Origin of the sequence: Cupriavidus sp. SK-4 (genome assembly GCF_000611125.1) — a bacterium.
In the GTDB taxonomy this organism is placed as follows: domain Bacteria; phylum Pseudomonadota; class Gammaproteobacteria; order Burkholderiales; family Burkholderiaceae; genus Cupriavidus; species Cupriavidus necator.
Genome location: NZ_JFJW01000003.1, coordinates 121,519 through 147,513, shown reverse-complemented (window position 1 = coordinate 147,513; position 25,995 = coordinate 121,519). Strand labels below are relative to the sequence as shown.

The 25,995-nt window shown below is 67.1% G+C and carries 22 protein-coding genes; 15 read left to right on the top strand and 7 right to left on the bottom strand.

Annotated features, from left to right (window positions below):
* Positions 1–31: 31 nt before the first annotated feature.
* The 3 genes from CF68_RS01000 to CF68_RS00990 form a co-directional block, all read right to left on the bottom strand.
* Positions 32–2,740: an autotransporter outer membrane beta-barrel domain-containing protein gene (locus CF68_RS01000; RefSeq protein ID WP_051591342.1), complete on the bottom strand. Its 2,709-nt coding sequence runs from the start codon at positions 2,738–2,740 to the stop codon at positions 32–34.
* A 610-nt stretch (positions 2,741–3,350) separates the two neighbouring features.
* On the bottom strand, positions 3,351–3,797 hold the full coding sequence (locus tag CF68_RS00995) for a group 1 truncated hemoglobin (protein ID WP_035815416.1): 447 nt from the start codon (positions 3,795–3,797) through the stop codon (positions 3,351–3,353).
* A gap of 230 nt (positions 3,798–4,027) precedes the next feature.
* Positions 4,028–4,738, bottom strand: a complete 711-nt coding sequence (locus CF68_RS00990) for an SDR family oxidoreductase (RefSeq protein WP_035815414.1) — start codon at positions 4,736–4,738, stop codon at positions 4,028–4,030.
* 142 nt (positions 4,739–4,880) lie between these two features.
* Between CF68_RS00990 and CF68_RS00985 the strand changes: the two genes are divergently transcribed.
* From CF68_RS00985 to CF68_RS00940, 10 genes are all read left to right on the top strand, one after another.
* Complete coding sequence (locus CF68_RS00985; RefSeq protein WP_035815411.1) at positions 4,881–5,351, top strand: SUF system Fe-S cluster assembly regulator; 471 nt, start codon at positions 4,881–4,883, stop codon at positions 5,349–5,351.
* Between the two features lie 31 nt (positions 5,352–5,382).
* Positions 5,383–6,831, top strand: coding sequence for a Fe-S cluster assembly protein SufB (sufB, locus tag CF68_RS00980; RefSeq protein ID WP_035815409.1), 1,449 nt, complete (start codon positions 5,383–5,385; stop codon positions 6,829–6,831).
* A gap of 44 nt (positions 6,832–6,875) precedes the next feature.
* Positions 6,876–7,622, top strand: coding sequence for a Fe-S cluster assembly ATPase SufC (gene sufC, locus CF68_RS00975; RefSeq protein WP_035815407.1), 747 nt, complete (start codon positions 6,876–6,878; stop codon positions 7,620–7,622).
* Positions 7,619–8,950, top strand: a complete 1,332-nt coding sequence (gene sufD / locus CF68_RS00970) for a Fe-S cluster assembly protein SufD (protein WP_035815405.1) — start codon at positions 7,619–7,621, stop codon at positions 8,948–8,950. The genes sufC and sufD overlap by 4 nt, the downstream gene beginning before the upstream one ends.
* Positions 8,947–10,215, top strand: a complete 1,269-nt coding sequence (locus CF68_RS00965) for a cysteine desulfurase (protein ID WP_051591341.1) — start codon at positions 8,947–8,949, stop codon at positions 10,213–10,215. The genes sufD and CF68_RS00965 overlap by 4 nt, the downstream gene beginning before the upstream one ends.
* Entirely contained in the window at positions 10,215–10,661 is a 447-nt protein-coding gene (gene sufU, locus CF68_RS00960; RefSeq protein ID WP_035815403.1) for a Fe-S cluster assembly sulfur transfer protein SufU, read from the top strand. The genes CF68_RS00965 and sufU overlap by 1 nt, the downstream gene beginning before the upstream one ends.
* Before the next feature lie 4 nt (positions 10,662–10,665).
* Positions 10,666–11,034, top strand: coding sequence for an SUF system Fe-S cluster assembly protein (locus CF68_RS00955; protein ID WP_035815401.1), 369 nt, complete (start codon positions 10,666–10,668; stop codon positions 11,032–11,034).
* 1 nt (position 11,035) lies between these two features.
* Positions 11,036–11,356 (top strand): non-heme iron oxygenase ferredoxin subunit, encoded by a 321-nt coding sequence (locus CF68_RS00950; protein ID WP_035815399.1) that lies wholly within the window; start codon positions 11,036–11,038, stop codon positions 11,354–11,356.
* 152 nt (positions 11,357–11,508) lie between these two features.
* On the top strand, positions 11,509–14,976 hold the full coding sequence (locus CF68_RS00945) for an adenylate/guanylate cyclase domain-containing protein (RefSeq protein WP_035815396.1): 3,468 nt from the start codon (positions 11,509–11,511) through the stop codon (positions 14,974–14,976).
* Positions 14,973–15,617, top strand: a complete 645-nt coding sequence (locus CF68_RS00940) for a hypothetical protein (RefSeq protein WP_035815393.1) — start codon at positions 14,973–14,975, stop codon at positions 15,615–15,617. Before CF68_RS00945 ends, CF68_RS00940 begins: the two co-directional genes overlap by 4 nt.
* Here the strand turns inward: CF68_RS00940 and CF68_RS00935 are convergent.
* Positions 15,598–16,629 carry a patatin-like phospholipase family protein gene (locus CF68_RS00935; protein ID WP_035815391.1) on the bottom strand — a complete coding sequence of 344 codons (1,032 nt, stop codon included), beginning with the start codon at positions 16,627–16,629 and terminating at the stop codon, positions 15,598–15,600. The genes CF68_RS00940 and CF68_RS00935 overlap by 20 nt on opposite strands.
* Positions 16,630–16,939: 310 nt before the next feature.
* On the opposite strand from CF68_RS00935, the gene CF68_RS00930 reads away from it, so the two are divergent.
* On the top strand, positions 16,940–18,388 hold the full coding sequence (locus tag CF68_RS00930; protein WP_235205626.1) for a sensor domain-containing diguanylate cyclase: 1,449 nt from the start codon (positions 16,940–16,942) through the stop codon (positions 18,386–18,388).
* 24 nt (positions 18,389–18,412) lie between these two features.
* Here the strand turns inward: CF68_RS00930 and CF68_RS00925 are convergent, their stop codons facing one another.
* Together CF68_RS00925 and CF68_RS00920 are read right to left on the bottom strand one after the other, a co-directional pair.
* Positions 18,413–20,551, bottom strand: coding sequence for a xanthine dehydrogenase family protein molybdopterin-binding subunit (locus tag CF68_RS00925; protein ID WP_084186965.1), 2,139 nt, complete (start codon positions 20,549–20,551; stop codon positions 18,413–18,415).
* Entirely contained in the window at positions 20,548–21,033 is a 486-nt protein-coding gene (locus CF68_RS00920) for a (2Fe-2S)-binding protein (protein WP_035815388.1), read from the bottom strand. The genes CF68_RS00925 and CF68_RS00920 overlap by 4 nt, the downstream gene beginning before the upstream one ends.
* Before the next feature lie 144 nt (positions 21,034–21,177).
* On the opposite strand from CF68_RS00920, the gene CF68_RS00915 reads away from it, so the two are divergent.
* On the top strand, positions 21,178–22,044 hold the full coding sequence (locus CF68_RS00915; RefSeq protein WP_235205625.1) for a LysR substrate-binding domain-containing protein: 867 nt from the start codon (positions 21,178–21,180) through the stop codon (positions 22,042–22,044).
* Positions 22,045–22,061: 17 nt separating this feature from the next.
* On the opposite strand, the gene CF68_RS00910 is transcribed toward CF68_RS00915, so the two are convergent.
* The gene (locus CF68_RS00910) at positions 22,062–22,613 is read right to left on the bottom strand and encodes a MarR family winged helix-turn-helix transcriptional regulator (RefSeq protein ID WP_035815382.1); all 552 of its coding nucleotides are present in this window, start codon (positions 22,611–22,613) and stop codon (positions 22,062–22,064) included.
* A gap of 95 nt (positions 22,614–22,708) precedes the next feature.
* On the opposite strand from CF68_RS00910, the gene CF68_RS00905 reads away from it, so the two are divergent.
* From CF68_RS00905 to CF68_RS00895, 3 genes are all read left to right on the top strand, one after another.
* A complete protein-coding gene (locus CF68_RS00905) occupies positions 22,709–23,686 on the top strand; it encodes a Bug family tripartite tricarboxylate transporter substrate binding protein (RefSeq protein WP_035815378.1) in 978 nt (325 codons plus the stop codon).
* Between the two features lie 17 nt (positions 23,687–23,703).
* Positions 23,704–25,272, top strand: a complete 1,569-nt coding sequence (locus CF68_RS00900; protein WP_035815376.1) for a sulfatase-like hydrolase/transferase — start codon at positions 23,704–23,706, stop codon at positions 25,270–25,272.
* A 191-nt stretch (positions 25,273–25,463) separates the two neighbouring features.
* Positions 25,464–25,988: a host attachment protein gene (locus CF68_RS00895; RefSeq protein ID WP_035815373.1), complete on the top strand. Its 525-nt coding sequence runs from the start codon at positions 25,464–25,466 to the stop codon at positions 25,986–25,988.
* The last annotated feature ends 7 nt before the right edge of the window (positions 25,989–25,995 follow it).

The window sequence follows — 25,995 nt, the reverse complement described above, 5'->3', positions numbered from 1 at the left end:
ACTAAATCCAATTAGTGTGAACACGCCCTAGCTACCAACGAATCCGCATGCCGAGATTCCCCGTCCATGCCTGGCGGTAGTCGCCCGACACATCGGTAAGGTAATCCACCTCGGCATACAGGCTGACGCGCTCCTGCACGCGGGCCGCCACGCCCAGGCCGAACTGCAGCGAGGTCGAGCCGAAGCGCGTGGGCACGGCAGCCGCACCGTTGTACACGGTCTCGTCAGTACCGGAGAACTCGCGCCACAGGTTGGCGCGCAGGTAGGGCTCCACCAGGCGGCCGCCGGAGTCAAAGGTGCGCTTCAGCCGCAGCCCCAGCCGGCCTACGTAGGCATTCGATTCATTGAAACTGACTTGCGCCGCGCCGTCGTTGAAGCCATTCATCGACACGAACTGGGCAATGAGCTGCGCCTGCGGCTCCAGCGTCAGCCCGCTGCCGAGCGCGAGCGGATAGCCGCCTTCCAGCGACAGCGTGGTGGCGGTGCCGCGGGTGCTGCGGTCCATGCCGTCGCGCGACTTCATGTCGGCCGACAGCCAGGTGACCATGGCCACGGCGTCGGTGTACCAGTTGGTGGGGCCCACGTGGGTCCAGTAAGCGCCCAGGCTGTAGCCGTCGATATCCAGCGAGCCGCTGAGCAGGCCGGACTGCGCCAGCGTAAAGCCGCGCACATCGCCCTTGGCCCGCGCATAGCTGGCAAGCACGCCGACGCGGTCCTGGTGCTGGCTGTCGCGCTGCCAGGTGTAGAGATCCTGCCCCAGCTGGAAGCCCGCGATGTGGCCGTCGAACTGCGGCGCGGCGCCACCGCTGTAGCGGTTGTCGATGCTTTCGCCGAAGACCCGGCCCCAGGCGCCGGTCCAGGCGCCCTTGCCGGTCAGCAACGACTGCTCGCCCTGGCGCTGGTGGAAGGTGTCAAGGGTGGTGATCGCCAGCTGACGCGACGTTGCCACCACTGCGCTCTGCACCGCCACCTCGGCGCGATAGATCGGCACTTCCAGCGGCGCCTGCTGCGGTTGCGCCAGCACGATCGCGGGGGGCAGCACCACCGGCGCGCCGGGGGCCTGCTGCGGTATCGGCTGCTGCGGCTCTCCGGGCGCAGGCGCGGCCACCACCGGGACGGTCGAGCGCAGGTACCAGTTGTCCTGCGATCCGGCGCTGACGCCGCCCTTGTACAGGAAGTACTGGTACGGGCCCGCCTTGACCGTCTGCGGCATGCTGAACGCGGCGGCATCACTGGTCGCGCCGTTGGTGGCCTGCACCACCATGATGCCGTCGGCAACAGTCGCCGCCCCGCCGCCGCCCACGTTGTTGACCGACAGCAGCGACTGGCCGCCGATGCGCCCCTGCGACACGATCAGCCGGTCGGCCGCAGCGCCGTCGCCAGCCAGCACCGCATCCACCTTCAGCGTGCCGCCGTTGCCGGTGTAGTTGCCGGCGATGGTGAGCCGGTTGGCGGCGCCGCCGCCAGTGAGGTCGATGGTGCCGGCGTTGGTCACGCTGGCAAGCTGCCCGGCGGTGATGGCACGGATGGCCGCCGCCGTGCCCGGCACCGCCTTCAGCGAGCTGGTGGCATCGAGCGTCAGCGCGCCCGTACCGGTGCTGCTGTCGCCGAGCACCAGGTCGCCGTCCATCGACAGGCCGGAGCCGCGCTGCAGCGCCACCGATTCCCAGTTGACAAGGCGCGGCATGCCGCCGGCCTGCGCGTTGTCCAGCGCCAGCGTATCCGTGCCCAGGCCACCGTCGAAGGCGGTCGTCGGCGCCAGCTTTGCAGCATCCAGATTGCGCAGCGTGGCGGTGTCGTTGTCCGGGCCCATGTCGATGCGGCCCAGCACGGTGCCGCCGCCGTCCCATGTCAGCGTGTCGCTGCCGAAGCTCAGCAGCGCCGAGCCTTCGAGCCGCCCACCGGTGATGGTGAGGCTGTCGGTGCCGCCGCTGACGCTGATGTTGCCCCCGATCACGCCGCCGGACAGGAGGATGGTGTCGTTGCCAAAGCCCGCCACCAGGTTGCCGCGGATGGTGCCGCCCGACATGTCGAAGATGTTGTTGTCCAGCTTCATGTCGACGCGGCCGATGGTGCCGCCGGTCATGGTCGCGACGTCGCCGTCTTCGAACGCGCCCACGATGGTGCCGCCCGACATGAAGAAGGTGTCGCGGGTATCGCCCTGCTGCAGCGAGCCGATCTGGCCGCCGGTCATGCGGAAATCGTCGGGCATGGCGCCCTGTGCCACCGCGCCCGTGATGACGCCATCGGAGATGAAGGCGCGGTTGCGGCCGTCGCCCTGGCTGACGGCACCCTCGATCCTGCCGCCCTCCATGGTGAAGCTGTCCGCGCCCGCGCCGAACTGCACGGCAGTAGCGCCGCTGCCCTGGATATTGCCGCTGTTGACCAGGCTGCTGTCGCCGCCGCTCAGCGACACGCCGGGGCCAGCCGTGCCGATGACCTGGCCACGGTTGACCACCGCGTTGCCGCTGCCGACGCCGAGCACGCCGCTGCCGCCGGTAATCGCGCCGGTGTTGGTCAGCGTGTTGCCGTTGCCGGCCAGCGATACCCCGGCGGACCCGGCTGCGGCCGTGATCTGCCCGGCGTTGGACAGCGTACTGGCGTTGCGCAGGCGGACCGCGTCGGCACTGGCGACGTTGAGCGCCGCATCCTGGGCCACGGCGACATTCACGTTGCTGCTGCCTGCCACGGCGTCGATCCGTTGCGGGTCGGGGTTTGGCGCGCCGCTGTTGCAGGTCACGCTCTCGCCGGAGGCCGGGTTGTACGCGTCGCCGGGGGCGTCGTCACGCAGGCGGCGTGAACCTTGCAGTTCAAGGCAGAAGCGGCAATCAGCGACGCGTAGACCAGATGTCTAGCCACGATGGTCCTCCCGGGGGCGTTTTTTTTCGTTATTCGGGCAAGAGCAAGTGCAGCTCTCGTCTATGAGCCGCAAATATGCATTACCGGTGGCATCATCCGTATTGAATTATTTTGAGGAGTGATTTTCGAAAGATAAAAGGAACCCTCCATCTGTATGTATTTCTACAAATGGGGATCTGGAGGTCTTGATGTGAAATCACGCCATTCTTGCTGGACAAGAACTCGGCTCATCTATTCCCAATCAGATTTTGTCGCTCAACAACTTGTTGCGACAATCCGAAAGCAACACTATGGCGGTACTCGCATCTCCTCCAGCTTGAACGAAAGGACGCGACGGCAAGCATGAATAATGGCGCCAATATGCCGGCTTCCACCTTGGCGGTGAACAGCACCGCGCTCACGCCGGTGGTGACGCGCAACCGATGGCGCATGGCCGAGCGCGTCGTGGCCCGGTCGTTAGCGGGCCGATGCGAGGCTGAGGGAAAACAGGGCTATCGAGAGACGATGTCCTTCCTCATTGGCCCTAGCATGCCGAGCAACTCTTTCTGTTCCTGAGGCGGCACCTTGAATTTGGTGAGCGACTTCACCATGTCTTCCACCAGCGCATCGAACTCGGCATTGGTGATACCCATGCCGGCGTGCGCGGTCCTCATGTCACGCCCGGAGTATGTGCATGGCCCCCCTGCGCCAGCACAAATCTGTTCAACCAGTCTCGTCTTCAGGCGCGGAATATTCGCCGTGGCGAACTTCGCATTGATGCGCGTGTCGGCACCAACATTTCCAACAAAATCATCGACGACCGCGGTAATTGCCTGGATGCCACCAAGCCGATCGTATAACGAAGGCATGGCTGGCTTCGACTTGTCCGGCATGGCGCAAGCGCCGAGTCCAATCAATGCGGCTAGCAGAACGCCGTACAGAGAAGGTGAAATGCGCATGGTCGTCTCCTCTTGCAGGATTCAGACTCCGGACAGACTTGAAAACAGTTACTGGCGCAATCTGCAATGATGAACTGCCGACGCCTGCTGATATGGGCGATTCCGCCGATTCAGCATAGCAGATTGCATGGCTTTCTCATGGCCCTTGCGAGCAGGGAAATCAGCCGCTATCCGCATGCTCGAAGGCGCGTCACAGCGCTTTCGACGCGGCTGCCGCGAACCCGCCGGGGCTACCACGGAATCGGCTGGCGATCGCGGAAGAAGCCGCCGGTGGGGCCATCGTCGGGCAGCGTTGCCAGCCAGATCACAGTGTCGATGCACTGCTCCGGCGAGCGCGGCGCATCGGGGCCGCCCAGGTCGGTGCGACACCAGCCGGGGCACACCGAGTTGACCTTGACGCCGTGATCGGCCATCTCGGCGGCCAGGATGCGCGTGACGGCATTCAGCGCTGTTTTCGAGATCCGGTAGGCTGGCACGCCGCGGCCCATCTCCGCCAGTTGTCCCATGCCCGAAGCCAGGTTGACCACCCGGGCGGCACCGCTGGCGCGCAGCAGCGGCGCCAGCGCCTGGGTGGTCCGGAGCACGCCGAACAGATTGGTTTCCAGGGTGCGGCGCAGGGTCTCGAGCGGCAGGTCGAGCAGGCTGGTGTGATAGTGGTCGAGCGAAACACCAGCGTTGTTGATCAGCACGTCCACGCGCCCGAAGCGTTCGCTCAGCCAGTTGGCCAGCGCGGCCGCCGAGCCTTCTTCCGTGACGTCAAGGCGGCGGCATGCGATCGGATGCCCCGCGAGCCGGAGCTCCGCCTCAAGCCCCGCGAGGTCCGCCGGCGTGCGCGCCGTGGCGACGACCAGATGGCCTTCAACAGTGGCCAGACGGCGCGTGGCTGCGCGACCCAGGCCGCGGCTCGCGCCGGTGATGACGGAAATGGGTTGGTTGGCCATGCCTGAGGTCCTCCTCGCTGGCGCAGATAACCATCTATACACCGTCGACTGCGACTTTTGTTAAGCGGATCTCCGTATCCTGGCGTTGCCGGAACAAATCAGGACCGGATTGGTTCTAATTTAAGAAATACTGGTGGCGACGATGCTCAGACTTAGCAAGCTGACTGACTATGGCACGGTGATCATGACGCACCTGGCGCGAAACCCGGGCCGGATCTACAGTGCCGCCGAGGTCGCCGCCGCAATCGGTGTGGCGGTTCCGACGGCAAGCAAGATTCTGAAGATGCTGGCAAGGCATCACTTGCTGGAGTCTTTGCGCGGTGCCAATGGCGGCTACCTGCTGGCGCGACCGCCGGAACAGATTTCGATCGCACAAGTGATTGACGCCATGGAAGGCCCGGCCGGCATGACCGAGTGCAGTGTCGCTGCCGGCCTGTGTGCGCAGGAAGGCCTGTGCGCCATTCGCGCCAACTGGCAATCGATCAATCGAGTCATCTTTAGCGCACTGAATGGCGTGACGCTGGCAGATATGGCGCAACCGGTATTGCACCCGGTGGACATCGGCGCCTTGCATGCCCGACACGCAAACAGGCCGCAAGCTGACATTTTGTGATTCAGGTGACAGTGGCAAGCGAAGGCAGACCATGGCAACCCCGGCACGCAAGCTCGATGAACTGATCAGCCAAGGCTATAAGCATGGCTTCTACACCGCCGTTGAGACGGACACGGTGCCGTGCGGGCTGGATGAGGACGTGATCCGCATGATCTCGGCTATCAAGGGCGAGCCGGAGTTCATGCTGGAGTGGCGTCTCAAGGCCTTCCGCCACTGGCTGACGATGTCCGAGCCGCACTGGGCGACGGTGAAACACCCTCCCATCGACTATCAGGCAATCGCCTACTATGCGGCGCCGCGCTCCCAGAAGGCCGGACCGAAGACGCTGGCCGAGGTCGATCCGGAGTTGCTGCGCACCTACGAAAAGCTGGGCGTGCCGCTGCACGAGCGTGAGCTGCTGGCCGGCGTGGCCGTGGACGCGGTATTCGACAGCGTCTCGGTGGCCACCACCTTCAAGCAGAAGCTGGGCGAGCTCGGCATCATCTTCTGCTCGTTTTCCGAGGCGGTGCGGGACCATCCGGCGCTGGTGCAGCAGTATCTCGGCTCGGTCGTGCCCTATACCGACAACTTCTTCGCCACGCTCAATTCCGCCGTGTTCAGCGACGGCTCGTTCTGCTATATCCCGCCCGGGGTACGCTGTCCGATGGAGCTGTCGACCTACTTCCGCATCAATGCCAGCAATACCGGCCAGTTCGAGCGCACCCTGATCATCGCCGACCAGGGCGCTTACGTCAGCTACCTGGAAGGCTGCACCGCGCCGATGCGCGACGAGAACCAGCTGCATGCCGCGGTGGTGGAGCTGATCGCGCTGGAAGACGCACAGATCAAGTACGCGACCGTGCAGAACTGGTATCCGGGCGACAAGGATGGCAAGGGTGGCATCTATAACTTCGTCACCAAGCGCGGCGACTGCCGCGGCGCACGCTCGAAGATTTCCTGGACCCAGGTGGAGACCGGCTCCGCCATCACCTGGAAGTATCCGAGCGTGATCCTGCAGGGCGACGATTCGGTCGGCGAGTTCTATTCGGTCGCGCTGACCAACCACTACCAGCAGGCCGACACCGGAACCAAGATGACCCACCTTGGCAGGAACACCAGGAGCACCATCCTTTCCAAGGGCATCTCGGCCGGCCACGGCCAGAATGCTTATCGCGGGCTGGTGAAGATGGCCCGGAGCGCGGTCGGCGCACGCAACTACTCGCAGTGCGATTCGCTGCTGCTGGGCGACAAATGCGCCGCCCATACCTTCCCCTATATCGAGGTGAAGAACGCCACCGGCCAGGTCGAGCACGAGGCCTCCACCTCGCGCATCGGCGAGGACCAGTTGTTCTATTGCCAGAGCCGCGGCGTCAGCGCGGAGGATGCAGTCTCGATGATCGTGAACGGCTTTTGCAAGGAAGTATTCAAGGAGCTGCCGATGGAATTCGCGGTGGAAGCCCAGAAGCTGCTGGGCGTGAGCCTGGAAGGCAGCATCGGGTAAACGTGGCGCACGCCGCAGGGCGCATTGGATGAAAGAAGCCAGCCATGCTTGAGATTCGCAAGCTGCATGTCAGCGTAGACGACAAGCCCATCCTGCACGGCATCGACCTGAGCGTGAAGGCCGGCGAGGTGCACGCCATCATGGGCCCGAATGGTTCCGGTAAGAGCACCCTGGCCCACGTGCTGGCCGGGCGCGACCGCTTTACCGTGACAGAGGGCGAAGTCCTCTATGACGGCACCAACCTGCTTGGCATGCCGCCGGAAGAGCGCGCCCGCGCGGGCATCTTCCTCGCCTTCCAGTATCCGGTGGAAATCCCCGGCGTCTCGAATATCTACCTGCTCAAGGCGGGACTCAACGCGATCCGCAAGCACCGCGGCCAGCCAGCGCTGGATGCCATGGATTTCCTCGCCCTGGTCAAGGACAAGCTCCAGCTCATGGAAATGGACCAGGACCTGCTTTACCGATCGGTGAACGAGGGCTTCTCCGGCGGCGAGAAGAAGCGTAACGAGATCCTGCAGATGGCGGTGCTGGAGCCGCGCCTCGCCATTCTCGACGAGACCGACTCCGGCCTCGACATCGACGCCCTCAAGATCGTCGCCAGGGGCATCGAGGCCATGCGCAGCCCGCAACGCGCGATTGTGCTGGTCACGCACTACCAGCGCCTGCTCGACTACATCGTGCCGGATCAGGTTCACGTGCTTGCGCAGGGCCGCATCGCCAGGTCCGGCGGGCCCGAGCTGGCGCGCGAGCTGGAGCGGCACGGCTATGCCGCGATGGAGTCTTCAGCATGAGCGCAAGCGGACTGGAGCACTATCTCGCCGAGTTCGCCCGCGTCGAGGGCGCACTGCCCGGCCGCCGCCTGGGCTGGCTTGCGCATGCGCGCCGGCAGGCGCTGGATCATTTCGCCCAGGCCGGGTTCCCCACGCTGCGCCAGGAGGACTGGAAATACACCAGCGTGGCCGCACTCGAGCGAAGCCGCTTTGCCGTGGCACTGCCGCAGGCCGGCGACGGCCTGGACCCTGCGGTGGCAGCACAGATCGAGGCGCTTGCCCTGGCCGGCGCGCACCTGATGGTGTTCGTCAATGGCGCGCACCAGCCGCAATGGTCGCGCCTCGGCGCCCTGCCTGCGGGCATGGAGCTGGCCAGCCTCGCCGCGACGCTGGAGCGCGCGCCGGACGGCCTGGAAGCGCTGCTCATGCGTCGCGCAAGCGACTACCCGTCCGGCCTCGCCGCCTTGAACATGGCGTTCATGACCGACGGTGCCTATATCCGCGTGGCGGCCAGCACCGTCCCGGAACAGCCGATCCACCTGCTGTTCCTCGCCACGGCTGGCGAACTGGCAACCCATGCGCGCAACCTAGTGGTGGCGCAAGCCGGCAGCGGGGTGTGCATCGTGGAGCATCACGTGGGCCTGGATGGCCTGGCTTATTGCACCAATACCGTCACCGACATCATTGCCGAGCGTGATGCGCAGGTCGAACATCACAAGCTGCAGCAGGAGAGCCTCAAGGCCTTCCATATTGCCGGCGTGAACCTGGACCAGCGGCAGGGTAGCCGCTGCGCCTCCAGTTCCTTTGCCCTGGGCGGCGCCCTGGCGCGGGTTGACATCGAAGTCGGGCTGAATGCCGAGCATACCGAGTGTTCGCTGGACGGGCTGTATATGACCGCCGGGCGGCAGCATATCGACCACCACACCCGCGTCGACCATGCCAGCCCGCACAGCAAGAGCCGCGAGTTGTATAAGGGCGTGCTGGCGGGCGCCTCGCGCGCCGTCTTCAACGGCAAGGTGGTGGTGCATGCCGATGCCCAGCACAGCGATGCCCACCAGTCCAACCGCAACCTGCTGCTGTCCGACCAGGCCGAGGTCGACACCAAGCCGCAACTGGAGATTTATGCCGACGACGTCAAATGCGGCCACGGCGCCACCGTCGGCCAGCTCGACGCCGAGCAGATCTACTACCTGCGCTCGCGCGGGATGGACGATGCCGCGGCGCGTGCCCTGCTGACCTTTGCCTTCGCCGAAGAGGTCGTCAGGCGGCTCGGCCCTGCCCCATTGCGCACGCGGCTGGAAACGCTCCTGCGCGGCCGGCTGTCCGGGCCTGTGAAGGACCTGTCATGAACACCGCTGCGCACGAACTGATGGCCGTGGGGAGCGCGTTGCCGGTCGCGAGCCTGGAGGTGGAGCGGCTACGGCAGGATTTCCCGATCCTGCGCCAGACCATCAACGGCAGGCCGCTGGTCTATCTGGACAACGCGGCCACCACCCAGAAGCCGCAAAGCGTGATCGCTTGCGAAGCGCATTACTACGGCGCGCTCAACGCCAATATCCACCGCGGCGTGCATACCCTGAGCCAGCGCGCCACCGATGCCTACGAGGCCGCGCGCGACGCAGTGCGAGACTTGATCAACGCCGCCGGGCGCGAGGAAATCGTGTTCGTGCGCGGCACCACCGAGGCGATCAACCTGGTGGCGGCAAGCTTCGGCCAGCGCCTGCGCCCGGGCGACGAGATCCTGATCAGCGCGATGGAACACCACTCCAACATCGTGCCGTGGCAACTGGCGTGCCAGCGCACCGGCGCCTTGCTGCAGGTGGCGCCGATCAACGATGCCGGCGAGCTGATGCTGGAACCGTTCGCGCAATTGCTCGGCCCGCGCACCAGGCTGGTCGCGCTGACGCACCTCTCCAACGCGCTTGGCACCGTCAACCCGGTGCGACACATCGTCGAGCTGGCGCATGACCATGGCATCCCGGTACTGATCGATGGCGCCCAGGCCGTGCCGCACCTCAAGGTCGACGTGCAGGCTCTCGACTGCGATTTCTACGCGTTTTCCGGGCACAAGCTTTACGGCCCCACCGGCGTCGGCGTGCTCTACGGCAAGGCCGCGCTGCTCGATGCCATGCCGCCCTACCAGGGCGGCGGGGACATGATTCGCGAGGTCACGTTCCGCAAGACCATATACAACGAGCTTCCCTACAAGTTCGAGGCCGGCACCCCCAATATCGCCGGCGTCATCGCCCTTGGCGCCGCCATCGGGTACGTGCGCGCGCTCGGCCTGGAAGCCATCGCCGCCCACGAGCACGCGCTGCTCGCCTACGCCAGCGCGCAGGCAGCGAGGATCGCCGGCCTGCGCATGATCGGCACGGCTGCCGACCGGGCGAGCATCCTCTCGTTCACGCTGGATGGCATCCATCCCCACGATGTCGGCACCATCCTCGATCAGCACGGCGTGGCGGTCCGTGCCGGCCACCATTGCGCCATGCCGGTGATGGAGCGCTTCGGCGTGCCTGCCACGGTGCGTGCTTCCTTCGCGCTGTACAACACGCGTGAAGAGGTGGATGCACTGTTTGCTGCAGTGCGCGCGGCACAGGAGGTATTCGCCTGATGCCTGACCTGCGCAACCTCTACCAGGAAGTGGTCGTCGACCACAGCCGCTCGCCGCGCAATTTCGGGCGGCTGGCGGCAGCGAACCGCAGTGCCGAGGGCTTCAACCCGCTGTGCGGCGACCGGCTGACGCTGTACCTGAGAATCCGCGACGGGGTGATCGAGGACGCGAGCTTCGAGGGCTCGGGCTGCGCCATCTCCACTGCCTCTGCGTCGCTGATGACAGAAGCGCTCAAAGGCAAGACCGAGGCGCAGGCGCGGGCCTTGTTCTGCGGCTTCCACGCGCTGGTCACCGGAGAGCCGGGGCAATCCGAGGTGCCGATGGGAAAGCTGGAGGTCCTGGCCGGCGTGCGCGAGTTCCCGGCACGCGTGAAATGCGCCACGCTGGCCTGGCATACCATGCAAGCCGCTTTGGAGAACAGTGCCAGGCCGGTCTCAACGGAGTAGCACCATGAGCATGATCGATTGGCTGCACAAGGCCAGGGAACACGAAGACAGGTTCGAGGCTGAGCCGGACAGCCTCGAGGGGCGGGTGATAGCGGCCTTGCGCACGGTGTACGACCCCGAGATCCCGGTCAACATCTACGACCTTGGCCTGATCTACCAGCTATCGGTGGACGAAGCCAGCGGCAAGGTGGGGATCCGCATGACGCTGACTGCGCCGGGCTGCCCGGTGGCGCAGACCTTCCCCGGCGTGGTGGAGGGCGCCGTGATGGAAGCCAGCGGGGTGGACGAGGTCGAGGTGGAACTGGTGTGGGACCCGCCCTGGTCGCGAGAACGGATGAGCGAGGCGGCACGCCTGGAACTGGGGCTGCTCTGAGATGAGTGAGTGGATCGATGTCGCCCAGGCCGAGGACTTCGCGCCCGGCACTTGCCGCAGCGTCGATGTCGATGGCGTCCAGGTCGCGGTATTCAATGTGGGTGGCAATTACTACGCCATCGAGGACCTCTGCTCGCATGAGGCCGAGCCGCTCTGCGGCGGCGACGTGGAAGGCCAGGAAGTCGTCTGCCCGCGCCACGGCTCGCACTTTTCCCTGCTGACGGGCGAGGCGCTGTCCCCGCCCGCCTACGAGCCGGTGGCGACGTTCCCGGTCCGGGTGGCGGACGGCAAGGTGCAGGTCAGGGACGAGCGCGAGGAATAAGCGTACACCCCGAGTCGGTGCAAGATCAGTCACTTGGCCTGGAGCAGTCTGTACGCACTGTCGCCAGGCGGCACCGCCTTGCCATCCCCGCCGATCCCGCCTCTAATAGTCTTGAGTACCGTCCAGGCGACCAACGACGGCCAGGAGGCGAAATGCGCTGCACCAGTTGCGGTTTCGCGAACCTTGCGGGAGCCAACTTCTGTGAGGCGTGCGGGGCAAAGCTTGGCCGAGCCTGCCCTCAGTGTGGCGAGGAAGCCACTGCTGCCGCGAAGTTCTGCCGCGCTTGCGGCTTTGCGCTATCCGATACCCCGGCCGGCACCGTTTCCACGCCAATGCCGCCTGCGGCCACGGCCCCGGTCCTCTACACCCCGCCCCACCTTGCCGGGCGCATCCTGGCCGAGCAGGCGGCAATGGAGGCCAGGGGCGAGCCCGCCGGCGAGCGCAAGACCATCACCGCGCTGTTTGCCGACATGGCGGGTTCGACCGCGCTGACGCAGGACCTGGACCCCGAAGACGCGCGCCGGCTGATCGACCCCGTGGTGACGCTGATGATGGAAGCCGTCCACCACTATGAGGGCTATGTGGCCAAGTTCCTCGGCGACGGCATCCTGGCGCTGTTCGGCGCCCCGATTGCCCACGAGGACCATGCCTTGCGCGCGCTGTACGCGGCGCTGCGCATGCAGGATGCAATGCATCGCCACAGCGACCGGGTGCGGCTGGAGCAAGGCATTCCGCTGCAGATCCGGATCGGCGTCCATACCGGCGAAGTCGTGGTGCGCTCGATCCGCAAGGATGACCTGCACACCGACTACGATCCCGTGGGGCACACCATCCATATCGCCTCGCGCATGGAGGGGATTGCCACGCCGGCGTCGATCCTGGTCAGCGAATCGACCCACAAGCTCACCGAAGGCTATTTCGAGTTCACGGCGCTGGGGACCACCCATGTCAAGGGCGTGCGGGATCCGCTCGCGGTATATGAAGTCGTCGGCCTGGGAGCCTTGCGCACGCGCCTGCAGGTGGCAGCGCACCGCGGCCTGGCCAGGTTTGTCGGGCGCCAGGATGAGCTGGCGCACTTGCACGCGGCGCTGGGGCAGGCCAAGGCGGGGCACGGGCGCATTGTTGCAGTGGTCGGCGAAGCGGGGGTCGGCAAGTCCCGGCTGTTCCATGAATTCAAGGTCAGGTCGCAGCAGGGCTGCCTGGCGCTGGAGACCTTTTCGGTCTCGCACGGCAAGGCCTTTGCCTACCTGCCGCTGATCGAGATGCTGAAGAGCTATTTCCAGATCACGGCGCAGGACGGCGACCGCAGTTGCCGCGAAAAGGTGACCGGCAGGCTGCTGACGCTGGACCGTTCGCTGGAAGAGCACCTGCCCTACCTGCTCTACCTGCTCGGCACCATCGAGCCCGACTCGCCGTTGCCGACCATGGACCCGACCATCCGGCGCCAGCGTACTTTCGACGCCATTGCGCGGCTGCTGGTCCGGGAAAGCCTCAACCAGCCACTGGAAGTCATTTTCGAAGACCTGCAATGGCTGGACGGTGAGACCGAGGCCTTCCTCAACATGCTGATCGACCATGTGCCCGGCGCGCGGATCCTGCTGCTGGTGAACTACCGGCCGGAGTACAGCCATCACTGGGATGCGGGGGCGCATTATTCGCAGCTGCAGCTGCAGCCGCTGGGGCAGGCGGAGGCGCAGGAACTGCTGACCGCGCTGCTCGGGGACGACCGCAGCCTGGTGCCGCTGAAGCGGCTGATCCTGGACAAGACCGAAGGCAACCCCTTCTTCATGGAGGAAGTGGTCCAGACCCTGGCCGAGGAAGGCGCGCTGCTCGGCCAGCCCGGCTGCTACCGCATCGAGACCGCGCCGGCCCTGCTCCATATCCCCACCACCGTGCAAGGCGTGCTGGCCGCCCGTATCGATCGGCTGCCGCTGGCCCAGAAGGAGCTGTTGCAGACCCTGGCCGTGATCGGCAAGGAGTTCCCGCTGAGCCTGGTCCTGCGCGTGACCGGCCTGCCGGAAGACCACTTGCATCCGCTGCTGGCCGACCTGCAGGCTGCGGATTTCATCTACGAGCGTCCGGCATTCCCCGAGGTCGAGTACGCCTTCAAGCACGCGCTGACCCAGGAGGTGGCTGGCAGCTCGCTGCTCACCGAGCGGCGCAGCGCCTTGCATGAAAGCTCCGCCCGGGCCATCGAGGTGCTCTTCCATGGCCGGCTCAAGGACTACTGCAGCGAACTGGCGCACCACTACAGCAACAGCGGCAACATCCCGAAGGCGGTCGAGTACCTGCACTGCGCCGGCCAGCAGGCCCTGCTGCGCTCGGCGCAGGCCGAAGCGATCCGGCACCTGAGCACCGCCATCGACCTGCTCAAGCGGCAACCCGACAGTGCCGAACGCGCGCGCCAGGAACTGACGCTGCTGCTTGCGCTCGGACCCGCCCTGATTGCGGCCCGGGGCCAGGCATCGTCCGAAGTTGAGGGCAATTACCAGCGGGCGCTGGCCCTGTGCGAGCAGGGCCAGCAGACGCCCTACCTGTTCTCGGCACAACTGGGACTGTGGGCGTTCTATCAGTTGCGTGCGCAATACCAGGTGTCGCTGCCTTTGGGCAAGCGGCTGCTTGCGCTGGCGATGAAGTCGCAGAAGCCCAAGCAACTGGCGGAGGGCCATCGCGCGATTGGCGCCACGCTGTTCCGCCTTGGCATGCTGGACGCCGCGCGCAAGCATGTGGAGGCGGTGCTCGCGGTGCCGCATCCTGAGCAGCCGGCGTACGACTTCCTGATGGGCTACGGGCGCGACCCGGCCGTCCACGCCACCAGCACGCTGGGCTGGATCCTGTGGTACCAGGGATTGGCGGACCAGGCACTCGCGCGCTCCGACGAGGCGCTGGCCATGGCCCGTGCCCGGCCGGATGCGTACAACCTTGCGCTGTGCCTGGTGTTTGCCGCGGAACAGCATCGATGCCGGCACGAAGTCCGGCTGACACAGGAGTACGCCGAAGCCGCCATCGCCATCTCGGGCGAACAGGGTTTTCCGATCTACCTGGCGTGGGGCACAGTCCTGCAGGGCTGGGCCATGGCGGCACTGGGCAGTCACCAGGAAGGCGTTGCGCTGATGCGCCAGGGCGTGGCCGCCTATGAGGCCACCGGCGGCAGGCTGGGCATGCCGAACCTGCTGACCCTGGTTGCCGATGCCTGCGGCAAGGCTGGCCAGACCATAGCCGCGCTGGACGTGCTCACGCAGGCGCAGGCGCTGGTGGAAGAGACCGGAGAGCGGCTCGATGAGGCAACCGTGTACCGGCTGCGCGCCGAGATGCTGCTGCAGCTGTCGGCAGAGCGCCCTGCGCCGCCAGCCGCGCAGGAGGAAGCCGAAGCCTGGTTGCACCGGGCGATCACGGTCGCCCACGAACAAGGTGCAAAGCCGCTGGAACTGCAGGCCACCCTGAGCCTGGCCCGGCTGTGGCGGCAACAAGGCAAGGTCGACGCGGCGCGCGAAGTGCTGGCGCGGGTCCACGGCAGCTTCAGCGAGGGCACCGACACCGCGGACTGGCAGGAGGCCCAGGCGCTGCTTGCGGCGCTGGCGGCCGACCACGCCAATACGCCGGAGCGCCCGCACGCATGAACCCGACGCCAGGCCTCCCCCTGCAAGACCGCTTCGTCGCGCTGTGGACACGTGCGGGCGGCACGCGCGCGGCCGAGGCCTATGCCGATCTCGCCGGTTGCTACGGTGAACCGACGCGGCACTACCACACCCTCGACCATGTCCGCCGCTGCCTGCACGACCTGGACTGGGCGCGCAGCGCGATACCGGATACCGACGAGGTGGAACTGGCGCTCTGGTGCCACGACGTCATCTACGTGCCCGGCGCCACGGACAACGAGCAACGCAGCGCCGCATGGTTGCGCCATTGGTCAGGCGGCAGCATCGCCGCCGCCGCGCGCGTGGCCGCCCTGATCCTGGAAACCACCCACGCCGAAGTGCCGGCAAGCCTGGCCGGCCGCTTCACCGCCGACATCGACCTGGCGGCGCTGGGTTGCAGCCGCGCGCGCTTCCAGGAAAATGGCGCCAACCTGCGCGCCGAACGCACCGACCTGGACGACGCCGCCTATGACGCCGCCGAGCGCGCCTTCCTGGGTGCGCTGCTGGCCAGCCCGCGCATCTACACCACCGACCTGTTCCAGGCGCGCTACGAGGCGCAGGCACGCGCCAACCTGACGTGGCGGCTGGCGCAGCCGGTCCGGCCTACAGGAACTCTCCGCTGATATCGATGCTGGAGCGCCGGCCCACGCTGTCGTAGTGCTGCTCCAGCCACCGGCTCGCTTCTGCCCGGCCCTTGTCGCGCAACGAGCACAGGAAATCCCAGTCGGCGTTGTACTTGGTGGAGACCCCCAGCGCGGCCATGGTCTGGTCCGAGCGGATCGAATGGATCCACACCTCCTTCATCTCCGTGCCGTCGAGCTTGCCCTGCTGGATCAGCGAGGTGACGAAGGCAATGGCGCGCATCTCGCGCATCAGCGACGAATTGAAGCTGACCTCATTGACGCGGTTCAGGATATCCGCGGCCGTGGTCGGCACGCCGTGGCGCACGATCGGGTTGATATGGACGATCACGACATCATGCGTCTGGCAGTGATAGATCAGCGGAAAGATCGCCGGGTTGCCGACATAGCCGCCATCCCAGTAGTGCTGGCCGTCGATGCTGACCGCCTGGAACAGCGTGGGCACGCAGGCTGAGGCCAGCACGGCGTCGATGCTGAGTTCCTCGGGCGGGAAGATGCGTATCCGGCTGGTCTCGATATTGGTCGCACACAGGTACAGCTGGATCGGGCAATGCTCGCGCAGTGCCGCAAAGTCGACCTGGCTGCCGAGCACTTCGCGCAGCGGATTGAGGTTGTTGGGATTGAACTGGTACGGCGACAGCAGGCGCAGCGCGATGTCGGCCATCGCATACATCGGCGAATGGTTCAGGCCCAGCGTATGGCTGCTCTTGAACCAAGGCAGCCACCGGAACGGGTTGTAGCGCTGCGCCGAGTGCGCGATCGCCTCCCAGAAATCATGCAAGGCCAGGCGTGCGCCGTCACTGCCGCCCTGCAGCAGCCCGTAGGCCAGCACGGTGGCGTTCATGGCCCCGGCACTGGTGGCGCTGACGCCTTCGATCGCCAGCCTGCCGTCCTCCAGCAGCCGGTCGAGCACGCCCCAGGTAAAGGCGCCATGCATGCCGCCGCCCTGCAGGGCGAGCGCCACAGGCTTGGGTTGTGCAGGCTCTGGCTGCATGCGTTCTTCCCTTCAGCGGCGGCAACCCGCCATGCTCAAGTGTAGGGAAGAACTGTGCGTGCAGCGTAGTGCCGGACGCGCGCAGTGGCACACAGCACGTGTGCCCTGGCCAGGCAGGACCAGGGCCGCAAGCTCCGGGACGATGCGCTGGCGCATAACGCAACTGAGCCAGGCTGCGGCCAGGTACTACAATGGCCGCATAAAAGCAGAACAGCTCTTCTTCGTGCGTCAAATACCTCACTTTCCGGCCCGCAAAACCATTTCCCGCCCGGCCTCCCTGATCGTTGCCGCCAGCCTTGTCCTGGTCTGCATGATCGCGGCCCTTGGCGCGCTCGCCCTGGTGCAGATGCGCAGGGATGCACTGGACAATGCCGGCGAGGCCTCGGCCAACCTGGCGCTGACGCTGGAACGCAGCATCACGCGCAACCTGCAGATCCATGAACTGGCGATCGGGGGCGTGGTGGAAGCCATGCACGACCCCGCACTGCTGGCGCAGCCGCCGGCGCTGCGCCAGCGGCTGCTGTTCGACCGCTCGATCAATGCCGAAGACATGGGCTCGCTGCTGGTCACCGACGCCAACGGCACGCTGGTGTTCGACTCGCACCAGTGGCCGCCTCGCCCGGTCAACGTCTCCGACCGCGACTACTTCCAGGCCCACCGCAGCGGCGATCACAGCGGCCTGTTCCTGAGCCGGCCGTTCCAGCCGCGTCTGACGCCGGAGAACAAGTCCATCGGCATCAGCCGGCGGCTCTCCGGGCAGGACGGCAGCTTTGCCGGCACCGTGGTCGGCACCTTGCGCCTGAACTACTTCCGCAAGCTGTTCGACGGCGTAAGCCTTGGCGCGGGCGGCACCCTGACGCTGCTGCGCACGGACGGCACCATCATCATGCGGCGGCCCTATGAAGCCGAATCGATCGGGCGCGACATCTCTGGCAGCCCGTCGTTTGCACCGCTGCTGCGAGGCACGCAAGGCACGTTTATCGGCGTCGCGGCAGTCGACGGGGTGCAGCGGCACTACAGCTTCAGGCGCGTTCCGGGCTTTCCGCTGCTGGTCGTGGTGGGACGCGCCACCCATGACGTGCTGGCACCGTGGTACAAGCGCGCCTGGGTGTTCGGGGCGCTGATCATCGCGCTGGACGCCGCCATCATCGCGCTCTCGGTATTGCTGTCGCGCCAATGGCGGCGCCGCGCCGAGATGGAAGAGCACCTGCGCTGGATGGTCAACACCGATGGCCTGACCGGTCTGGGCAGCCGCCGTGCGCTGGACGACGCCGCCGACGTGGAATGGCGGCGCGCGCGCCGCCACAGCCAGCCTTTGTCGCTGCTGATGCTGGACGTCGACCACTTCAAGGAATTCAATGACCGCTACGGCCACCAGGCCGGTGACGATGCGCTGGCCGCGGTGGGCGCCTGCATCCAGCGCCAGGTGCGGCGGCCGGGCGACTATGCGGGGCGCTATGGCGGCGACGAGTTTGCCATCCTGCTGCCGCACACCAACGCGGCCGGCGCGGCCGCCATGGCGGAGGCCATCCGCGCCGCCATCGAGGCCTTGCAGATTCCGAACTCGGCCGGCGCCGACGGGCACTTGACGGTCAGCATCGGTGCGGTGACCTATGCCAACAGCCCCGGCAACGAAAAGGATTTCGCGGAGCTGCGCGCCTTTCTCCGTGCCGGCGACGAAGCGCTCTACCTGGCCAAGCGCTCCGGGCGCAATTGCGTCGCAACCTTCGGCACCGCGGCAGCGGCGATGGCGTCCTGAGAGCCCGGCGCCGCGGCGCCTCGGCTACGCCAGTTCGAACCCATGCCGCGCCAGCGGCAGTGAACGGATGCGCTCGCCGGTGGCGGCAAACAGCGCATTGGCCAGCGCCGGCGCCAGCGTCGGCACCGCCGATTCCCCCACGCCGCCAATGCGCTCGCCGCTCTGCACCAGCATGGCCTCGAAGCGCGGCGTCTGGGCCAGGCGCAGCAGTGGGTAGTCGTGGAAATTGGATTGCTGCACGCGCCCGTCGCCAATCGTGATGACGCCGGACAGCGCCGCGCTCAGGCCCCAGATACTGGCGCCCTCAAGCTGGCGCTCGACCGTGGCGGGGTTGATCACGGTGCCGCAGTCGATAGCATTGACGATGCGGTGCAGCGTGATGCGCTTGTCCCGCACCGACAGCTCCACCACCGTCGCGCACAGCGAGCCCCATGCCTGCGACAGCGCCACGCCCTGGAAGCGCCCCGCCGGCGCGCCGCCCCAGCCGGCCTGCTGCGCCAGCCGGCGCAGCAAGTCCGCCTGGCGCGGGCGCTCGGCCAGCAGGCGCAGCCGGAACTGCAGCGGATCAGTCCTGGCATGATGGGCCAGTTCGTCGATGAAGCTCTCGGCGAAGAACGTGTTCTGGGTATAGCCCACACCGCGCCAGAAGCCGACCGGCACGGCGGTATTGACCATCGCATGGCGCACGGCGACATTGGGCAGCGCGTAAGGCAGGTCCACCACGCCTTCGACCGACTTGGGATCGACGCCGCCCTTGACCCGGTCCGGGAAATTGCGGATGTAGATCGATGAGCACGCCAGCCGCGCATCCAGCGCGCGGATGCCTGCCGCGCCGGGCGCCAGCACGGCGCTGAAGCGCGCCGCCGCCGCGGGGCGGTAGAAGTCGTGCTGGATATCTTCCTCGCGCGACCAGATCAGCTTGACCGGCTGTCCTGCCGCTTTCGATGCCAGCGCCGCCTGGATAAAGACGTCGAACTCCTCGCGCCGGCCGAAGCCGCCGCCGACAAAGGTCGAATGCACGACGATGCGTTCGGCCGGCAGGCCGAGCACAGGCGCGAGCCGATGCGCGATCTCGCCGCAGACCTGGGTCGGGCCCCAGATCTCGGCACGGTCGGCGCGTACGTCGGCCGTGGCATTCATCGGCTCCATGGTCGCGTGCGCGAGATACGGGACTTCGTATTCGGCGGTATAGGCCTGGCCGCCCTGCATGTGCGCATCGGGGTCGCCATTGCGCAACGCCAGCGCCGAAGCGCTCCGCGCGGCTTCCCGGTAGCCGGCCATCAAGGCGGCATCGCCGACGGGTTCGCCTTGCGGCAGTTTCCAGTCCGGCCTGAGCGCGGCCAGGCCCTTGCGCGCGGTCCAGTAGCTGTCGGCCAGCACCACCACGGCGTCGTCCAACGGCACCACGCGCCGCACGCCGCGCACGGCCAGCGCCGGCCGGGCCTCGACACGGTGCAGCTTGCCGCCGAATGCCGGGCAGGCCATCACCGAGCCCACCAGCATGCGCGGCACCTTGACGTCGACGCCGAACACCGCAGCACCGCGCGTCTTCAGCGGAATGTCGAGCCGGTCGGTCGGGCGGCCCAGCAGCTTCCAGTCGCGCGGATCCTTCAGCGCCACGCTGGCCGGGCGCGGCAAGGCGGCAGCCCGCGCTGCCAGCGCGCCGTAGCCAAGCGTCCGGCCGCTGGCCTCATGACGCACCACGCCCTGTACGGCACGGCACTCCGCGACCGGCACATCCCAGCTTTGCGCCGCGGCTTCGCGCAGCATCTCGCGCGCCGTAGCGCCGATGCGCCGCAGCGGCTCGAACGACCAGCGCGCAGAGGTGCTGCTGGCGGTCGCCTGTACCTTGAACATGCGGTTGTTGTAGACCGGATCGGTGGGCGCCAGCTCGGCGCGCACCTGCTTCCAGTCGCACTCCAGCTCTTCGGCAATCAGCATCGGCGCCGATGTCATCACGCCCTGTCCCAGCTCGGCGGAAGGCACCATGATGGTCACGCTGCCATCGCCATCGATGCGCAGCCACGCGTTGATATCGTCGGGATCGCGCGCGGGCGCATCCGCGGCCATTGCCAGCGGCAGGTGGAAGCCCAGCACGAACGCTGCCGGCACGGCGCCGGCAGCCTGCAGGAAGCGGCGGCGGCTGGTGTGGCATTCGCTCACGATTGCGCCCTCCCGTCGGTATCGGCCACGCTCTGTCCCCTGGCGGCGCGCAGGATGGCGCGCTCCACGCGCGGGTAGGTGCCGCAGCGGCACAGGTTGGTGATGCCGGCGCGAATGTCTTCAGGCGCAGGCTCCGGGTTCTCCTTCAGCAAGGCGCAGGCGGCCATGATCATGCCGGACTGGCAGTAGCCGCACTGCGGCACCTGCTCGACAATCCACGCACGCTGCACCGGATGCGAATTGTCGGCCGACAATCCCTCGATGGTCGTAATGTCGGCACGTGCCACGCTCGCCACGGGCGTGATGCAGGCGCGCACGGCCTTGCCGTCGACATGCACGGTGCAGGCCCCGCACAGGCCGGCACCACAGCCGAACTTGGTCCCGGTATAGCCCAGGTAGTCGCGCAATACCCGCAGCAGGGGCATGTCGCGGTCGGCATCGACGGCATGGCGCTTGCCGTTGATCTTCAGCTGCAATTTCATTGGGGGTCTCCTCGTCGCGCACCGGCTTCGTAGTGGCCGGTTCGGTGCGGCCCAGTATCGGCCGCGCGGCATGGCAGGACAATCGACTTGTTTTGCCATGACCTGTGAGGCAAGATCACAGCCATGATCCGCAGGCTCCCCTCGATGCAAGTCCTCCAGGCCTTTGCCGCCACCGCGCGCACGGGCAACATGACGCGCGCCGCCGATGCGCTGTGCGTGACGCACGGCGCCATCAGCCGCCATATCCGTGCGCTGGAGGCACAGCTGGGCTGCACCCTGTTCCTGCGCGCCGGCCGGCAACTGGAACTGACCGCCACCGGGCGCGAGCTTGCCGATGAACTGGAAAGTGCCTTGCGCGCGGTCGAACTGTCGCTGGCCGGTGCCACCGAGCGCCGCGCGCGTGAACGCCAGTCGCTGAGCGTCAATGTCAGCCCCGAGCTGGCCGGCGCCTGGCTGGTGCCCAAGCTGCCGCGGTTGCGCGAAGCCCTGCCCGGCCTGGACCTGTCTATCGCAGCCAGCACCGACGACCCGGACTTCGCCCGCTCCGACCTCGACGTCAGCCTGCGCTACGGTCCCACGCCCTTCACCGGCTACCAGTGCGTGAAGCTGCTGGACGACGACATCATCGCGGTATGCAGCCCCGATTTCGCGCAGCGGCACGCGCGCATGACGGCCGCAGACGCCGCGCACCTGCCGCGGCTGCGGCACGCGCGCTTTCGCTGGGCGCAATGGGGCGCGGCGGCGGGGGTGGTGCTGGACGAGCCGGAAGACGGCATCGTCTTCGACTGCCGCGCACTGCTGATCGAAGCCGCGGCCAGCGGCCTGGGGCTGGCGCTGACGCGCGCCTTGCTGGCACGCGAGGCTATCGCCGCGGGCAGGCTGGTGCAGCCGTTGGCCGCCAGCTTTCCCGCGAGCCACAACTGCTACATCGTCTGGCGTGGGGACAATCCCAAGCAGGCGCTGATCCGGCGCTTCGCGCTGTGGCTGCGCGACGCTGCGGTGCAGGCGTGACCGGCCCCACCCAGCCTCTAGCCCTTCCCTCCCCGCCACACCTGCAGCAGATCCCACGCCGGCTCTTCCCCTTCCGGCTGTGGCAACGCTTGCGCCTCGACCAGCATCGCGCCGGCCTGCGCCTGCAGCTTGTCCAGGCAGCGCGACAGCACGCGCGCCTCTTCCGCCGTCAGGCAGGCAGCCAGCCGCGTATTGAAGTCCCGCGCCTGTGCGAACGCTGCACGGTAGACGGCTTCGCCTTGCTCGGTCAGCGTGAAGGCTGCTGCGCGCCGGTCCTGGGTACGCGTTTCGCGGCGCACCAGGCCGCGTTCCACCAGGGCGTGGACGGCGCGGCTGGCCAGCACCTTGTCCAGGCCGGCGCTTTCGGCCAGTTCGGTCAGCCGGGTGCCGGGCTGCTCGCCAAGGAAGGAGATCATGCGCCATTCGCGCCGCGTGACGCCCGCCCTGGCGCGCAGGTGCAGCGCCGCGGCGCCCAGCGCGACGCGGTTCAGGTGGTAGACCCGGTAGTTGATGAAATCCGCCAGCCGCTGCGGCCGCTGCAGGCGGTTGCCGCTGTTGTCGTGTGCCATGCCACACCTGCCAATTAGTTGACTTTGTCAATTATATCTACGGGTGTTAGCTTGCATCGACGCCGCTCGCCGGCGGACAACAAACTGGAGACATCGTGAGCCCTCGCACCTTCCTTCCCCGCTTCGCGGCGTGCCTGCTGGCCGTTGCCGCGGCATGGTCCGCGCCCGCCAGCGCGCAGTCGGACCGTCCGCTGCGCATCCTGGTGGGCTACCCGGCCGGCGGCACCGCCGACCTTGCCGCACGCCTGGTCGGCGACAAGCTGCGCGAGACCCTGAACCAGACCGTGGTCATCGAGAACAAGCCCGGCGCCGGCGGGCGGCTGGTGATGGACTACGCGCGTACGCAGCCGGCCGACGGCAATACCCTGGTGGTGGCCAACTCGGCGGTGATGACGATTGCGCCGCTGGTCTACCGCAAGCTCAACTACGATATCCAGCGCGATTTCACGCCCGTGGCGCAGGCCGCCAACTTCCAGCTGGCGCTCGCCACCGGGCCGGGCAGCCCGGCACGCACGCTGAAGGACTATATGGCATGGCTCAAGGCTGGCCCCCAGAACAACTCCTACGCTTCGCCGGCGCTGGGCAGCATCCCGCATTTCTTCGGGCTGATGATCGGCAAGCAGGTTGGCATCGACATGCTGCACGTCCCCTTCAACGGCTCGGCGCCGCTGATGAGCGCGCTGGTCGGCGGCCAGGTGCCGGCTTCGGTCGATACCCTTGCCGACCTGACCGAAATGCACCGCGCCGGCAAGATCCGCGTGCTGGCGACGTCCGGCACCCAGCGCTCGGTGGCGCTGCCCGATGTGCCGACCTTTACCGAGCTTGGCTACAAGGGCATCGAAGGTGAAGGCCGCTACGGCCTGCTGGCACCCGCGGGCACGCCGCGCCCGGTGCTCGACAAGCTCAACGCCGCCATCGTCAAGGCCGTGCAGTCGCCGGACGTGCGCGAGAAGTTCCTCAAGCTCGGGCTGGAACCCGCAACCGGCCCGGCCGACGCCTTTGCCGGCGTGCTCAAGGCTGACGCCGGCAAGTGGGCACCGGTGGTCAAGGCGTCCGGCTATACCGGCGACTGAAGCGCGGCAATCCGACCATGACGATCCGCAATACCCTCTTCATCATGTGCGACCAGCTGCGGCGCGACCACCTGGGCTGCTACGGGCATCCGGCGCTGCGCACGCGCAATATCGATGCACTGGCCGCGCGCGGCGTGCGCTTCGACCGCGCCTTCGTCACTTCCGGGGTCTGCGGCCCCAGCCGCATGAGCTTCTATACCGGCCGCCATGTCAGCAGCCACGGCGCCACCTGGAACCGCGTGCCGCTGTCGGTGGGCGAAGTCACGCTGGGCGAATACCTGAAGCACAGCGGCCGCGCGCTGGCGCTGGCGGGCAAGACCCATGTGATGCCCGACCACGCCAACCTGAAGCGGCTGCACCTGGATGGCGGCACCGAGCTGGAAACGCTGCTGCGCAGCGGCCACTTCACCGAGGTCGACCGCCATGACGGCCACCACGCCGAGCCGCACAGCGCCTACGCCGACTGGCTGCGCCGGCAAGGCTACGACAGCGCGGATCCGTGGACCGACTACGTGATCAGCGCCGAGAACGAACGCGGCGAGATCGTCTCCGGCTGGCACATGCGCAACGCGGGCCTGCCCGCGCGCGTGGCCGAGCCGCATTCCGAGACCGCGTACACGGTGGACCAGGCGATGCGGTACATCGCCACGCGCGGCGACGATCCGTGGGTGCTGCACCTGTCGCTGGTCAAGCCGCACTGGCCCTACCTGGCGCCCGCGCCCTACCACGCCGCATACTCGCTCGATGACTGCCTGCCGCTGCAGCGCCACGACGCCGAGCTGGAAGACCCGCACCCGGTGCTGTCGGCCTACCGCACGCAGGAGGAATGCGCCAACTTCATGCGCCAGGAAGTGTCGGACACGGTGCGCCCCGCCTACCAGGGCCTGATCCAGCAGATCGACGACCGGCTCGGCCAGCTATGGGATCAACTCGAACGCCTGGGCCGCTGGCAGGACACGCTGATCGTCTTCACCGCCGATCACGGCGATTTCCTGGGCGACCACTGGCTGGGCGAGAAGGAGCAGTTCTACGACACCGTGCAGAACATCCCGCTCATCGTCTACGATCCCTCGCCGCAGGCGGATGCCACGCGCGGCACCGCGCAGGCCAGCATGGTCAGCGCCGTCGACGTGGTGCCGACGGTGCTGGATGCGTTGGGCCTGCCCCCGGCAGACCACCGCATCGAAGGCCGCTCGTTGCTGGACCTTACGCGCGCGGGCGAGCGCGCCGATGCCGGAAGCTGGCGCGATTTCGTCGTATCCGAACTGGACTACGCCTATCGCGGCGCTCGCGTGGCGCTGGGCCGCCATCCCGGCGAATGCCGCGCCTGGATGGTGCGCGACGCGCGCTGGAAATATGTGCACTGGCAAGGGTTCCGGCCACAGCTATTCGACCTGCAGAACGATCCGCAAGAGTATTTCGACCTGGGCAGCGACCCGGGCCACGAAGCCGTGCGCAGCGCCATGCGCTTGCGGCTGCTGGAGTGGTTCTGCACGCTCAAGCCGCGCGTGACGGTGAGCAATGAAGAGGTGGCGGCCAAGACCAATGTGTACAAGCAGGCCGGCGTGTTCTTTGGCGTGTGGTGACAGATCGGCTCATGCCGGTACCTGAAAAAGTTGCACAGCGTGCCAGTCGATACTGCAACGGCATGGCCCATGCGGCATCCGATGCTGCGCCGGGCGACATCTGCGGCCCGGCGCCGTGCCCTGTCTGGATGGCGTACCCCTTGCATCGAGGGTATGAGGGCCCCGTGTCCGGGCCTGCAACCGGAGCGATCATGAAGAACATCTGGATCCTTGTGGCGGACGAATCCCTCGCCCGCATCTTTGCCTCGCACGCCGATAGCGCACCGCTCGAAGTGGTCGAGGAAATCACCGACGCGGCCGCGCATGCCGACCGCGCCGACCTGCGCCGCGACGCCTATGGCCGGCGTGGTCACGCTTCCTCGCAGGGAGACGCCGGGCATCCCGGTGCCCACCAGGCCGGACCGTCCACCGTCACATCCTCGGCCGGGGAGGATGAACTGCACCAGGAAGCGCAGCTGTTTGCCCGCCGCGTGGCGGACTACCTTGCCGATGCGCGCAACAAGCAGCGCTTTGACTCACTGGCGCTGATCGCGGCGCCGCGTTTCCTCGGCATGCTGCGCAAAGCCCTTCCCGCCGGCGTCACCGACGTCATCACGAAGGAAATTAGCAAGGACTTCACCCAGGTGCCCAACAACGACCTGCAACAACGGCTCGCCGACGAAGACATCATTCCCGCGCGCCGCGACGCGCGCGTCGTGACCGGCCGGGACCGATAGTGAAGCC